10 protein-coding genes are annotated in these 14,092 nt (G+C 48.8%); all 10 read right to left on the bottom strand.

The genetic code is table 11. The annotated features are described in order from the left end of the window. Nucleotides 1–15: 15 nt before the first annotated feature. The 10 genes from EQU24_RS02295 to EQU24_RS02240 all read right to left on the bottom strand — a co-directional run bounded on the left by EQU24_RS02295 (nt 16) and on the right by EQU24_RS02240 (nt 14,059). Nucleotides 16–3,474 (bottom strand): YhaN family protein, encoded by a 3,459-nt coding sequence (locus EQU24_RS02295; RefSeq protein WP_017841051.1) that lies wholly within the window; start codon nt 3,472–3,474, stop codon nt 16–18. 7 nt (nt 3,475–3,481) lie between these two features. Further along, the gene (locus EQU24_RS02290; protein WP_017841052.1) at nt 3,482–4,738 is read right to left on the bottom strand and encodes a metallophosphoesterase family protein; all 1,257 of its coding nucleotides are present in this window, start codon (nt 4,736–4,738) and stop codon (nt 3,482–3,484) included. Nucleotides 4,739–5,457: 719 nt separating this feature from the next. Then, a complete protein-coding gene (glmS, locus tag EQU24_RS02275; RefSeq protein ID WP_017841053.1) occupies nt 5,458–7,287 on the bottom strand; it encodes a glutamine--fructose-6-phosphate transaminase (isomerizing) in 1,830 nt (609 codons plus the stop codon). Between the two features lies 1 nt (nt 7,288). After that, on the bottom strand, nt 7,289–8,659 hold the full coding sequence (gene glmU / locus EQU24_RS02270; protein WP_017841054.1) for a bifunctional UDP-N-acetylglucosamine diphosphorylase/glucosamine-1-phosphate N-acetyltransferase GlmU: 1,371 nt from the start codon (nt 8,657–8,659) through the stop codon (nt 7,289–7,291). Nucleotides 8,660–8,737: 78 nt separating this feature from the next. Further along, the gene (locus EQU24_RS02265) at nt 8,738–9,160 is read right to left on the bottom strand and encodes a F0F1 ATP synthase subunit epsilon (RefSeq protein ID WP_026130213.1); all 423 of its coding nucleotides are present in this window, start codon (nt 9,158–9,160) and stop codon (nt 8,738–8,740) included. A gap of 21 nt (nt 9,161–9,181) precedes the next feature. Then, nucleotides 9,182–10,564 (bottom strand): F0F1 ATP synthase subunit beta, encoded by a 1,383-nt coding sequence (gene atpD / locus EQU24_RS02260; RefSeq protein ID WP_017841056.1) that lies wholly within the window; start codon nt 10,562–10,564, stop codon nt 9,182–9,184. 45 nt (nt 10,565–10,609) lie between these two features. Further along, complete coding sequence (gene atpG, locus EQU24_RS02255; protein ID WP_017841057.1) at nt 10,610–11,476, bottom strand: F0F1 ATP synthase subunit gamma; 867 nt, start codon at nt 11,474–11,476, stop codon at nt 10,610–10,612. Between the two features lie 12 nt (nt 11,477–11,488). Further along, complete coding sequence (atpA, locus tag EQU24_RS02250) at nt 11,489–13,030, bottom strand: F0F1 ATP synthase subunit alpha (protein ID WP_017841058.1); 1,542 nt, start codon at nt 13,028–13,030, stop codon at nt 11,489–11,491. Nucleotides 13,031–13,046: 16 nt separating this feature from the next. Continuing rightward, nucleotides 13,047–13,580, bottom strand: a complete 534-nt coding sequence (locus EQU24_RS02245; RefSeq protein WP_017841059.1) for a F0F1 ATP synthase subunit delta — start codon at nt 13,578–13,580, stop codon at nt 13,047–13,049. A 5-nt stretch (nt 13,581–13,585) separates the two neighbouring features. After that, nucleotides 13,586–14,059, bottom strand: a complete 474-nt coding sequence (locus EQU24_RS02240; protein WP_017841060.1) for a F0F1 ATP synthase subunit B — start codon at nt 14,057–14,059, stop codon at nt 13,586–13,588. Nucleotides 14,060–14,092 lie beyond the last annotated feature (33 nt).

Genomic DNA, 14,092 nt, shown 5'->3' with positions numbered 1-14,092 from the left:
CCAGCAGATTCCAGATCACAAGAACACAACATTCACCTGACCGCCAAAAACATCTTGAATCGTTGGGATCAAGTGGTCATGGTGGCTAAGGAAGATAACTTGGGTCTGTTCGGACAATGCTTTAAGCGCTTCAAACCCGGCTTTTGATCGGACATCATCGTAGTTAATAAATAAATCGTCGGCGATAAAGGGCAACGGCATGGCTTGTTCCAAGTGCATTTCCAGGGCTGCCAATCTAAGTGCCAAGTAAAGCTGATCTCGTGTACCGTCACTCATACCAGAGATACCAACCATCTTGCCATCGGTGCGTAGCCCCTCTAGGACCATTGGTTCTCGTTCAAAATCCACAATCAGCTTGCTAAAAGATCCGGAAGTTAATGTCGAAAAGATGGCCCCGGCACGTTGTAACAGAGGCCCTTGCTTCTCTTCTCGGTAACGGTCAATAGACCAACGGAGCAAGCGCCCAGCGGTAAAAACTTTTACATACCGTTCTGCAACATCTGACATTTGTGCAAGCGCCTCTTGGCGTTTTGCTTCTGCTTGGGTTGCAGCGTCAGACCCACCGATTTCGGATAAAGCCCGTAAGGCATTTGCAAGGTCAGCCGAAAGATTTGATTGCTTCTGAACAGCTTCAGAAATTTCATCATTAACGTACGCTAAATCGCTGGTAAGTTGAATTAGATCAGCCGCATCAACCTCCGCTTCAATTTGCTCCCTAGTCAGGCCATCACCACCATTTATCAGATTAGTCTTAGATTCTGTCAGTTCTGCATTTAGGCGACGTTGCTCGTCAGACCTACGAATCGCTTCATGTAGCAAAACTGAGGTGTCGACTCCCGCTTTATCCATTAACGGTTTCAAACTCGCCGTTGCTGTTTGAATCGATTCTTGGTCTTCTAGCACCTGACTGCTTGCGACACGTAGCGATTCCTTAAGCCGACTGCTTTCCGTAAATGACTCGCGGACGAGGATTAAGCGATTTGCCAATGATTGAGCTATTTTTTCAGCTGGTTGATCTATTAGATCGGGGACAATGACTTCCGCAAGTCGTTTCGCTTCAATAGAAAATGCCCTCAAATCAGCATTCATTGTGTCGATACGTTCGACTTGAATCTGCCTCATTTTCTCTAGCTTCTCGGCTATTTGTTCAATAAGCTCAAGAGCGCCTTCGACCATGCCAATATCGCTATCAGACGCTAATCCCAACTTGGCCAATGTTATTGACCAATTTTTAGACCAACGGCTTTCTTCAAACTTCGCATCTTCAGTAGCTTGTTTTAACGCAGCATTAAGGGACTTTGCTTCACGCAATTGGGCTGATAAAGTTTCATGACGAACTTTAGCGCTATCGATGGCTTGAATATAGTTTTCTGCTTGAATACACAGAACGGACAATTTATCCGTCTCTATCACCTCAAGCCCCGTTTCTTTTAACGCCTTGACGAGATTGAGACGGGAATCTGCAACTAAACGGATAAATGAATCAAATTCTTCCTGTGCATCTTGATATGCAATACCCGCAGACAGTACTTTCTCCCGCCTAAGCATCCAGGCACCAATTTCTTCTAAGGCCATGCCAGCCAAGTCCATATTCGCAGCCTCTTGAGCCCAACGGTCGTCGAATAGTTGAATATCGTCATCCATTTTTGAGAGTTGGCCTTCAATCAGCGTTAAGCTCTGTTTCTCTCGTTCAAGCTGATGAATTAAGCTTTGGAGTTCGGTTGCCTCCTCTACATCGTCGAGCCTGCTATCTGCAATTTGATCGGCATAGGCAATTTTCCTTTCAAACGAAAGCCCTTCGAGTTCTAGATCAATAGCACCCGTTTTTATGCCACACCACAACTCATCTCGTTTTGTCCGAGCTTCGATCACCGCCTCAAGAGTCGTAATTTGATGCAGCTCATTAAACTGGGCAATTTGCAATTCAATCCGGGCAACCTCGGCTGTTTGATTTTTTAGCCGCAGTAATTCCGTTTTCCGGTCGGAAATTAGGGTTTGCCGCTCTTGAATTAATCGGTTAACTTTTTCTTGACTAGGCAGCTTTAGAGACAATAAGTCTGGCAGAGGTTTGCACCATTGGCTCAACTCCGCCAAATAACATTCCAGCGCTGATTTTGCCTTGGTCAGCGTAGTTTGTCGCTTTTGGTTCGCCAATTCGGTGTCACCAAATGATTTGGCGTTTGCTAATGCTGCACGTAGCGCAGGTTTAACGTCTCCCATCTGCAAATCAGCCAGTTGCTTCGACAGTGCTGCGATTTCAGAATCTTTGTTCTTTTCGGCCTGTTCTGCAGCCCGTAATGTCTGAATAATCCCGCCACGGTCGCGGACCAATTGCCTGAGTTCGCGCCGCACTAGCAGTGTCGGCATACGCTGGACAATTGCGCTTTCAGAATCTGGAGCCCAACCCAGCTGGGCGCAGGCATTACCAACCGCTCGCCAAAGTGCCGCTATTTCATTTTTTCGATTGGCGATATCGCCTTCATAAGCGCTGTATTGAAGGCGAAGATTATCTAGTTTGGTTATGTCGGCAGCGCGATCAATTAGGGTCTGGTCAACAACGATTTTTGATAGCGCTTCAGTGATTTTTTCAACCTCACTATTGCGCATTTCCAGGCGTTCAGCGGCGATAGCGAGCTCTCGTTCTGCGGCAGCGAGAATGGCTGCGGCATCTGCCGGCAACTCTATCACTTCACCCAATTCACCCAATTTCTGTTCATTATCTCTCAGGGTCATCAAAAACGGAGCAAGCCTACGAATGCGCTCAAGACGGGTACGCTGGCTTTGGAGTTTCTGGTGTCGTTCACGCTCATTGCTCAACGATTCTTGCAGAGATTCGACTTTACTATTGGCCTCCACCCAGACCTTGGTCCGAACAGTGGCTTCTTTCAAAGCAGTCGTTGCCTTATCGAGTTGGTCTAAGGCGATGTAATAAGCCCGGTCATTGGATTTTCTAGGTGCCCACAGTTTGTCAGCTTCGGCGACGAGCGCATCACGAATCTTACCAAGACTGGCGACACCAGCCGCAGATTGAAACAGGATCTGTCCCACATCATTCTCTGCATTGAGAATGCTATTGCCGCCGGAAACTAATCGCGTATGGTCAAGGCCAAACATTTGATCAAAGAAGCTTCTATCTGCAGTCCCCAGGAATGGTGTCAATTCAGTATCAGACAAGACGGCATCCACCGGCGAGCGCAGGGTTTGTTTTTGCGCTTTAGCGCGCTGAAATTCAAGCGAACCTGCTGCATTGCTAATGTAAGCCCCTAAGCGCAATTCGTTAAGCGGGTGCAGGAAACTATGGACGGAACGCAAAGGGAAACCAAACAACAAATCAACGATAGCGGATCGCAGTGTGGATTTGCCTGCCTCATTGGGCCCGACAATCATATGAAAGTCCTGTTTGGCAACTGGAAATTCAACTGAGCGGTCAGAGAATTTGCCGTACTTGATCAAGTCTAAGCGGTGAAAGCGCATCGTCAGCTTACTCCGCTTTGGCTAAATGAGACACCAGTCCTGGACGAACTTTGCGAACCAAGTTCACCAGATCGCCAGATCGAATGGCCTTGAAGTATGGGACAGTGGTTTGCAATTCCAAGGGAGCCTTGTTGACCAAGCCCAGCAGTTCATCTTGCAAGCTTTTAAGAAAGTCAGCGTCTGATTCAGCCGCCTGAAGCAGATCCTGCAAATCGGATAATGCATCGGCTCGGGCTCGAACCTCCTCGCCATTATCTGCCGCCGAAGTGGCCACCTTGACCTTTTCAACCCAAAGTCGCTCAGTACCCATGGCGACTGCCAAGGCTAAGACTTCGGCACGCAGTTGCGACTCCAGCCCGAAAAGTTCGCCGTGAGCGGCCGTTTTGCCGGTGACGGTGACTCTAACTGCTGTGGGAATGATAGATGGGCTGTTTTCTACAATTGCGTCGAGTTCTTTGCCGATGATGGCCACAACTTCCGATAACGTTTTGCACTCGGTAGCATCGACATCCAGACTGGTCCAGCGCAGGACATCGACGAACAGGCGCTCGATGTTCTGAATGCCATGCTCATCTGCAGTCACAATAACCGCTCCACGCGGCCCGGTCTCCCGGATATGACGACCCTGAAGGTTGCCGGGGAAAACAACCGTCGAGGCACCTTCCCAAATTTGATGTTCATGCACATGACCTAGTGCCCAGTAGTGGTAGCCTTTAGCATGAAGTTCATCCAAACTACACGGCGCATAAGTAGCGTGAGCTGCGTTGCCCTGAAGAGCTGTATGCAACACACCGATATTGAACATGCCTGGCACTGGAGCGGGATATCCTGTCGCTAGGTTCTCTAGGGTCTCTTTTTCCTTAAAGCTACGACCATGCAGAGCAACTTTTAGGTCATTCAGGCAGAAAGTGCAGGGTTTGCGGGTGTCGAAGGCAAAGACATTATCAGGTAATTGCAACTTTTTGGTCATTTCACTTTCGGCATCATGGTTGCCGAACAGCAGATAAACCGGAATACCGGCTTTCTTCAGGCGCCCCATTTCTTTACAGAAATAAATGCCCGTGTTGTGATCCTTCCAAGTGCCATCATAGAGATCTCCGGCAATCACCAGGAAGTCAACCGGTTGCTCAATTGCTTCGGTAACCAGGTTGGTAAAGGCGTCGCGAGTCGCCGTGCGCAGCATTTCCACAGGAGCATCAGCATAAGCGCTTAATCCCGTTAAAGGACTATCCAAATGGATGTCGGCAGCATGTATGAATTTCACTAATCTGTTCCTTTTTGTGAGTGACTAACGAATTCCCTCCCATCTATTCAATACTATACCCATCGCACTTCAAACTTCGGCATTGACGCATGGAGGCGCCGGGGTGTTCGGCAAAGGCTTTGACAGCAGGGATGCTGTCACAGAGCCTACATGGACGTATTCACGGCGTCCTTTGACGGACACCCCGGCGCCGAAATTTGACCCGCAAAGGGTATAGAATTGGTTTTGGGTCAAGAGCTAGATTTCACCGTTTTCAAACCAGCGCTCATGAATAACATGGTCACTAACTTTTTTCAGGATAACTTGAATACGCCACGATAGCCAAACTATTCGCTGCACTACTACTCCCTTTGCCTATGCGAAATGAGGAATCATAATCTTGACGACAGAATCCTGTACGAGCCTTGCATCGCTCATACAGGTATATCCCTATTTTTCTAAAAGAATTACGACTTTATTATCACGAACTAGCCGTTCGGTGCATTCTCCGCTATCTATTCCAGCAATTCCCAGTTTGAGCATTTTCGCCGATCTTAGGATGTGGGGTATGCCTGTCGAGGAACACAGTAAAACCATCCATGGGGGCTTGGCGGCAGCTCGAACGCCAAGGATGGCGTGAATGCAGATTTTGCATGGAGCAAAAATCAGCCCTGCTGCCGACATCCTAGCCAAGCACACCCCACACCCTTTTTGACCCCCAAATTGGGAATTGCTGCTATCTATTCGACCGTAACCGACTTCGCCAAATTTCTAGGCTGGTCGACATCGGTGCCTTTCAAAACCGCAACATGATAGGACAACAATTGCAGCGGTATCGTGTAAATGATCGGCGATATTTCGTTTTCAACCGGCGGCATTTTAATTATTTGAACGTTGACATCGTTTTCGGCCGCCAAAGTTTCGTCCATGAACACGATCAATTGACCGCCTCGGGCGCTGACTTCCTGTATGTTCGATTTGAGTTTTTCGAGCAGGCTATTGTTCGGCGCAACCGTAATCACCGGCATTTCCGCGTCGATCAGGGCCAACGGTCCGTGTTTCAATTCGCCCGCCGGATAAGCTTCGGCGTGAATATAGGAAATCTCCTTAAGCTTCAATGCGCCTTCCATCGCGATCGGGTAATGCGTCCCACGACCCAAAAATAATGCATGCTGTTTTTCGGCGAACTGCTCGGACAATTGTTTGATCTTGTCGTCCAATTGCAGAACCGCTTCAATTTTTCCGGGCAGACTGAAAAGCTCCGAAGAAATTTTGTTTTCCATCTCTTTAGTCAGTCCGAAGCGTCTCCCTATGGCAATGACTAAAAGCAACAAAGTCGCCAATTGCGTCGTGAAGGCTTTCGTCGACGCGACGCCGATTTCCGGGCCTGCACGGGTCATCATCACCAAATCGGATTCTCTTACCAGCGAACTCTCCGGAACATTACAGATCGCGAGCGAATATTTTGCACCGAGCTTTTTGGCTTCTTGCAATGCAGCCAAGGTATCGGCGGTTTCGCCGGATTGCGAAATCGTCACGACCAATGTGCCGGGCGGGACGATTGGTTTACGGTAGCGATATTCGCTGGCCACTTCGATATTACAAGGTACCTTGGCTAATTTTTCGAACCAATAACGGGCAACCAAACCGGCATGATAGCTGGTCCCGCAAGCGAGTATCTGTATCGATTCGACCTGATCGAATACCTCAGTGGCATTATGGCCGAAGGCGTTTTCCTGAAGACGATTATCGATAAAGCGCCCTTCGAGCGTCTCGGAAATCGCCCAAGGTTGGTCGTAGATTTCCTTGAGCATGTAATGACGGTAGAGCCCTTTTTCTACCGAATCGGCTTTGAGTTGGCTTTCTTTGATCGGCCGATCGACTAGGTTGTCGTCCTTGTCGTAAATGACGACTTTACCGATCGTTATTTCGGCAACATCGCCGTCTTCGAGAAACATAAAACGCTGCGTAACCGGCAGCAACGCGGCAACATCGGAGGCGATAAAATATTCGCCGATGCCGACACCAATCACGAGCGGGCTACCTTTTCTACAGGCGATCAAGGTATTCGGGTGATCCTTTGCAACGACGCCTAACGCATAAGCGCCTTCGAGTTTTTTGATCGATGCCTTGACCGCGCCGAGCAGATTATCCGTGCTATCCAAAGCTCCATATATTTCGTTGACGATCACTTCGGTATCGGTTTCGGAGGTAAACTCATAACCGACCGCTTTCTGGTTATTCCTCAAATGCTCATGATTTTCGATAATTCCGTTATGCACGACAGCAACCTTGTCGCGGCATATATGAGGATGAGCATTCGCGGTACTCGGTTTGCCATGCGTCGCCCACCGCGTATGGGCAATACCGATATGGCCTTGTATCGCATCCTGAGCGATCAAGGCTTCCAAGCCTCTAACCTTGCCGACCTCGCGTTTGCGATACAGCTGACCATCTTCGACAACAGCCAATCCGGCCGAATCGTAACCGCGATATTCAAGGCGCTTCAGGCCTTCGATCAATATCGGCACTACATTACGTTGCGCAATTGCGCCCACGATTCCGCACATGTTATTTCTCCTTTTTTACCGGCCTTTGCCAGGTTGGGATAGTGGTTTGTTTCGCACGCGACAGAGTCAATTGCTCCGGCGGCGTGTCTTTCGTAATCGTCGACCCTGCGCCTATCGTCGAATTTTTACCGATTGTAACCGGCGCGACCAATTGCGAATTCGAGCCAATAAATGCGCCATCTTCGATCACGGTCTTGAACTTATTAACACCGTCGTAATTACAGGTGATCGTGCCGGCACCGACATTGACGCCGCTGCCGATGACGCTGTCTCCGATATAACTCAAATGGTTGATTTTACTGCCGACCGCGACTGTTGATTTTTTAATTTCGACGAAATTGCCGACATGAACATTATCGGCTAACTTGGCGTCGGGTCTTAGCCGTGCAAAAGGTCCGATACGGCTAGATTTACCGACTTCAGCATTTTCGATCACGCAATTCGGCAATATTTCGACATTATCGTGAATGATCGAGTTTTTTATAAGCGTATTTGCGCCGATCGTTACATTACTGCCTATGTTAATGCTACCTTCGAGAATAACATTGATGTCGATTTCGATATCGGTACCCAAATGCTCGATGCTTCCCCTGATGTCGAAACGCGCAGGATCTCTCAATGTAACTCCGCGCTCCATTAACCTATTCGCCTGCTCAATTTGATAAACTCGCTCCAGATGCGCCAATTGCATACGATTGTTGACGCCCAACACCTCGTCCTCGGTTTCGGCTTGCGATGTAACAATGTCGATACCGTCATTGACAGCCATTTCGATGATGTCGGTTAGATAATACTCGTTTTGTGCATTATTATTCTGCAAACGGCTTAACCATTTTTTCAATTGCCCGCCGTTCAATGCCATGATACCGGTATTGCCTTCTTGTATCGCTTTTTCTTCGGGAGATGCGTCTTTTTCTTCGACGATCTTCAAAACTCTATTGTCGCTGTCCCGTACGATGCGGCCATACCCCGTGGGGTTGGACAACACGACCGTTAATAATGCTAAGGCATTACTACCTGCATCGGCAATCAACGTTTCGACCGTCGACAACTTCAATAAAGGCACATCCCCATATAAAATCAGCACGGTATCGTCATCATCGACATAATCGATGGCTTGCTGCACGGCATGTCCAGTGCCTAATTGCTGAACTTGCTCTATCCACTGAGCATTGAGGTGACTCAAACGATTTCGAACCTGCTCCGCGCCGTGTCCGTAAACAATATTTACCCGATTATCGGGAAGTTGCTTACTGGTATCGTATACATGTTCCAGCAAAGGCCTTCCGGCCACTCGATGTAAAATCTTCGGCATTTCGGAACGCATACGCGTTCCTTTGCCCGCTGCTAAAATAATAGTCGTTAATGTCATTTTTTCATTTCCTTTAAACAAAAAAAGCCCGACAACGCTTTATCGTTATCGGGCTTTTATATGGCTTAAGCCACGGAGTTATCCGCCGCGCTTTCTGAGTCTGTCCAAAGTCCTCAGTTGCATGACCGCTTCCATCAATTGTGCCTGAGCGGTCGCATAATCGACCTTGCTGGATTTATCGGACAATGCTTCCTCGGCTCGGGATTTGGCTTCTAGTGCTGCTGCTTCATCGATGTCTTTCGCTCGAATCGCGCTATCGGCCAATATCGTCACCAAATGCGGCTGGACTTCCAAAATGCCGCCAGAAACAAAGAATGGATAGCTTTCGCTGTCGCTGACCTTGACCCTGACTTCACCGGGTTTGAGTTTGGTAATCATCGGCGCGTGACGCGGCGAGATACCGACTTCGCCTAATTCGGCGGGCGCAAAAACCATTTCGGCCAAGCCGGAATAAATTTCTTGCTCCGCGCTGACGATGTCTACATGTACGGTCATTGTCATCTCTCGGTTCCCATCGTCCGGTTATTTTTGCATGCCCTTGGCTTTTTCCAAAGCTTCGTCGATCGTGCCGACCATGTAGAATGCTTGCTCCGGAACATGATCGTACTCGCCATCGATAATACCTTTGAAGCCGGCGATGGTGTCTTTTAATGAAACATATTTTCCCGGAGAACCGGTAAAAACTTCCGCGACGAAGAACGGTTGCGACAAGAATCTTTGAATCTTGCGCGCTCTCGATACAATCAACTTGTCATCTTCCGACAACTCGTCCATGCCTAAAATCGCGATGATGTCGCGTAACTCCTTGTAGCGTTGCAAAGTACCTTGCACCGCACGAGCGACATTGTAATGCTCATGACCGATAACCAAAGGATCCAACTGACGACTGGTCGAGTCAAGCGGGTCGATCGCCGGATAAATGCCCAGCTCCGCGATTTGACGGGACAATACCACGGTCGCGTCCAAATGCGCAAATGTCGTAGCCGGTGACGGATCGGTCAAGTCGTCGGCAGGTACGTAAACGGCCTGGATCGAGGTGATCGAACCGGTTTTGGTCGAGGTGATGCGTTCTTGCAATACGCCCATTTCTTCCGCCAAGTTAGGCTGATAGCCTACCGCCGACGGCATCCGGCCCAATAATGCCGATACTTCGGTACCGGCCAATGTGTAACGATAAATATTATCTACGAAGAACAATACGTCACGGCCTTCTTCACGGAAAAATTCGGCCATCGTCAAACCGGTCAACGCTACACGCAGCCGGTTGCCTGGCGGCTCGTTCATCTGTCCGTAAACTAATGATACCTTATCGATAACTTTCGAGTCGGTCATTTCGTGATAGAAGTCGTTACCTTCACGGGTACGCTCGCCAACGCCGGCGAAGACCGAGAAACCGCTGTGTTCGATAGCGATGTTACGAATCAATTCCATCATGTTGACGGTCTTGCCGACGCCGGCACCGCCGAATAAACCGACTTTACCGCCTTTCGCGAACGGACAAACCAAGTCGATAACCTTGATGCCGGTTTCTAGCAATTCATTGCTGGCGGCTTGCTGATCGTAAGATGGCGCTTCGCGGTGAATCGCCCATCTTTCGTCTTCGCCGATCGCGCCTTTCTCGTCGATCGGCTCGCCAAGAACGTTCATGATGCGGCCCAACGTTTTTTGACCGACCGGCACAGCAATTGGCGCGCCGGAATTGCTGACTTGCAAACCTCTGCTCAAACCGTCGGTCGAACCCATCGCAATGGATCTAACCACGCCGTCGCCTAATTGCTGCTGCACTTCCAAAACAAGATTCTTGTCTTCAACCTTCAGTGCATCATAGACTTTCGGAAGGCTTTCGCGTGGAAATTCGACATCCACGACCGCTCCGATAATCTGAACGATTTTACCCAAACTCATTTTGTCGTCCTCTTCAATACTTAAATCTGTTAATTCGTCTGTGCATTACACAGCAGCGGCGCCGGCAACGATTTCGGAAATTTCCTGCGTAATCGCGGCTTGTCGGGCTTTGTTGTAAATCAGTTGCAGTTCGCCGATAAGCTTGCCTGCATTATCCGAAGCGCTTTTCATGGCAACCATCCGAGCCGCTTGTTCGCAAGCATTGTTCTCGACAAGCCCCTGATACACGATCGATTCGATATAGCGGGTCAGCAAATTATCTAGAACTTCCTTGGCATCAGGCTCATAGATATAGTCCCAATGGCCTTTCAACTCATCTTCGAGTTCGTCGGCAATGACCGGCAGCAGCTTCTCGACATTCGGTCGTTGGGTCATTGTGTTAACAAACTCATTGCTAATCACATATAACTCATCGACTCGACCTTCCTCAAAAGCGTCGAGCATGATTTTTATGATACCGATGATATCGTTTAGATGCGGCGTGTCGCCAAGCTTGCCGACTTGCCCAACCATATTGACTTTTTGTAAGTTACCGAAAAAACCGGCAGCCTTGGTTCCGATTGTGCAAATATCGACATCAATGCCGTCTTTTTCCCATTGGCGAAATTGCACTAGGGTTTTACGGAATAGATTAGAATTCAAACCGCCACATAACCCGCGATCCGAACTGACGACGATCACACCAACACGTTTGACTTCACGCGGAATCAAATAAGGATGTTTATACTCGGCATTGGCATGAGCCAGATGTCTGATAATCTGACCCATTTTTTTCGAGTAAGGCCGCGTTGCCTGCATTCTGTTTTGCGTTTTACGCATTTTACTTGCAGCGACCATTTCCATCGCCCGAGTGATCTTTTGAGTATTTTTGATACTCCCGATCTTGGTGCGTATTTCTTTACCGACAGCCATTTGACGACCCTTTTACCAGCTATGCGTTTTAATGAAAGTATCGATGGCGGATTTAATGCCTTCTTTGATTTCATCGGAGAAGTCGCCTGTTGCATTGATCTGATCCATCAACTCCGACTTTTCGGACTTCATGTAAAGTTGCAGAGCGTCTTCGAAATCCCGAACTTTATTGACTTCAACCGAATCCAGATAGCCTTCGTTTGCAGCGAACAACGACACCGCCATTTGCGCAACCGACATCGGCGAATATTGATTTTGTTTCATCAACTCGGTCACGCGTTGACCGCGTTCGATTTGCTTACGCGTACTTTCGTCAAGATCGGACGCGAACTGAGCGAAAGCCGCTAATTCACGATACTGAGCTAAGTCCAAACGAATACCGCCGCCCAATTTCTTGATGATTTTGGTTTGCGCCGCGCCGCCTACCCGCGATACCGATAGACCCGCGTTGACCGCAGGACGGATACCGGCGTTGAACAGATCGGTTTCGAGGAAGATCTGTCCGTCGGTGATCGAAATCACGTTGGTTGGAACGAAGGCCGATACGTCGCCTGCTTGCGTTTCGATGATCGGCAATGCTGTCAACGAACCGGTTTTGCCTTTGACTTGACCGTTGGTCAATTTTTCGACTTCATCGGCATTGATTCTTGCCGCTCTTTCGAGCAAACGAGAATGCAAATAAAATACGTCGCCCGGATAAGCTTCACGACCCGGCGGTCTACGAAGTAACAACGATACTTGGCGATAAGCCCAAGCTTGCTTGGTCAAATCGTCGTAAATGATCAATGCGTCTTCGCCGCGATCTCTAAAAAATTCGCCCATCGAACAACCGGTATACGGCGCGATGAATTGCAGCGCGGCAGATTCGGAAGCGGAAGCCGCTACGACGATGGTATGCTCCATCGCGCCGTGCTCTTCGAGCTTACGAACGACGTTAGCGATCGAAGAACGCTTCTGGCCGATTGCGACATAAATACATTTGATGCCGGTGCCTTTTTGATTGATGATCGCATCGACGGCAATGGCGGTTTTACCGGTTTGACGGTCGCCGATGATCAATTCGCGTTGGCCGCGGCCGACCGGAATCATCGAGTCGATCGATTTTAGGCCGATTTGCACAGGTTGATCGACCGATTGACGCGCGATTACGCCTGGTGCGATTTTTTCGATCGGAGAAGTTTCGTTAGTATTGATCGCGCCTTTGCCGTCGATGGGATTACCCAATGCATCGACAACGCGGCCCAGCAATGCTTCGCCGACCGGTACTTCCAGAATTCTACCGGTACATTTGACGGTGTCGCCTTCGGTAATGTGCTCGTAGGCCCCCAAGACAACTGCGCCGACTGAATCGCGCTCCAAGTTGAGCGCCATGCCATAGGTATTTCCAGGAAACTCCAACATCTCGCCCTGCATGGCTTCTGAAAGCCCATGCACTCTGACGATACCGTCGGTCACGCTGACTACGGTGCCTTCGGTATGACTTTCGACGCTCAGGTCGAAATTTTCGATCTTTTGCTTGATAAGATCACTGATTTCTGATGGGTTTAATTGCATGTTCTTTTTCTCTCACTCACTGTAGAGCTTTCTGCATGTGAAGAAGCTGGCCTTTGACGGTTCCGTCGATCACCTTGTCTCCGGCACGGATTAGTACGCCACCGATCAGCGACCGGTCGTTCCAAATATCCAAACGAACTTGCTTATTCAGCCAACGCTCCAATCTGGACACTAAATTGCCTTGCTCGTCTTCCGTCAAAGGGTAAGCGGATATGACCTGAACTTCGGAGTATCCTTCATCGTCCGCTCTAAATTGCTCGTAAATCTTCGCAATTTGCGCGGCCAATTTCAGCCGATTATTATGGATGAGCAGTTTTAGAAAGTTTTTACCTTCCTGATCGAGATGTTCGCCGCAGATATCCAGCATCAAGTTTAAAAAACTTTCTTTAGCGATTTTCGGATTATCGGCTGCCAGCGCAATATTAGAGTCGCTCAAGACCGCGGACAAAAACGCTAAGTTATCGGACCATTTTGCTGTAGTGCCGGTTTCCTTCGCCCGTTTGAAAGCCGCCTCCGCATAAGGCCGCGCCAATGTTGCCAGTTCGCTCATGGTGCTTAACCTATTTGATTGGAAACTTTATTCAAGATTTCTTGGTGTTTGGCTTGATCGATTTCCGCGCTTAAAATTTGTTCTGCCGCATTCAATGCCAAGGAAGAAACTTCCTTGCGCAAACTTTCTTTGACTTGCTGCAATTCTTGATCGATCTGCGCTTGAGCGGCGACAAGTAAGCGTTCGCCCTCTTTCTTAGCGGCGTCTTTGGACTCCTCGACAATCTCATTGGCCCGTTTTTGCGCCAGATTAACGATATCCGCAGACTGCTCTTTGGCTTCTTTGAGAACATTAATGGCCCTTTTCTCGGCCAATTCCATTTCTTCCTGGCCTTTTTCAGCCGCCGCCAATCCATCGGCGATTCTCTTCTTCCGCTCTTCCAAGGATTGATACAATGGGGGCCAAACGAACTTCATGGTAAACCATACCAGAAGCGCGAATGTAATCATTTGTCCAATCAGAGTAGCATTGATACTCACGATGCGTTCCTCTTGTTGCTGTTAGTTAAAAAA

The sequence above is a fragment of the Methylotuvimicrobium buryatense genome (assembly GCF_005931095.1).
Taxonomy (GTDB): domain Bacteria; phylum Pseudomonadota; class Gammaproteobacteria; order Methylococcales; family Methylomonadaceae; genus Methylotuvimicrobium; species Methylotuvimicrobium buryatense.
Note: the sequence above shows the minus strand (reverse complement) of the source record. Positions and strands in the feature narration are given on the sequence as shown.

Bases quoted from the DNA above. Each gene is read 5' to 3' on its own strand.
- EQU24_RS02295 (WP_017841051.1), bottom strand. From the start codon at position 3,474: ATGCGCTTTCACCGCTTAGACTTGATCAAGTACGGCAAATTCTCTGAC.
- glmS (WP_017841053.1), bottom strand. From the start codon at position 7,287: ATGTGCGGAATCGTGGGCGCAATTGCGCAACGTAATGTAGTGCCGATA.
- glmU (WP_017841054.1), bottom strand. From the start codon at position 8,659: ATGACATTAACGACTATTATTTTAGCAGCGGGCAAAGGAACGCGTATG.
- EQU24_RS02265 (WP_026130213.1), bottom strand. From the start codon at position 9,160: ATGACAATGACCGTACATGTAGACATCGTCAGCGCGGAGCAAGAAATT.
- atpD (WP_017841056.1), bottom strand. From the start codon at position 10,564: ATGAGTTTGGGTAAAATCGTTCAGATTATCGGAGCGGTCGTGGATGTC.
- atpG (WP_017841057.1), bottom strand. From the start codon at position 11,476: ATGGCTGTCGGTAAAGAAATACGCACCAAGATCGGGAGTATCAAAAAT.
- atpA (WP_017841058.1), bottom strand. From the start codon at position 13,030: ATGCAATTAAACCCATCAGAAATCAGTGATCTTATCAAGCAAAAGATC.
- EQU24_RS02245 (WP_017841059.1), bottom strand. From the start codon at position 13,580: ATGAGCGAACTGGCAACATTGGCGCGGCCTTATGCGGAGGCGGCTTTC.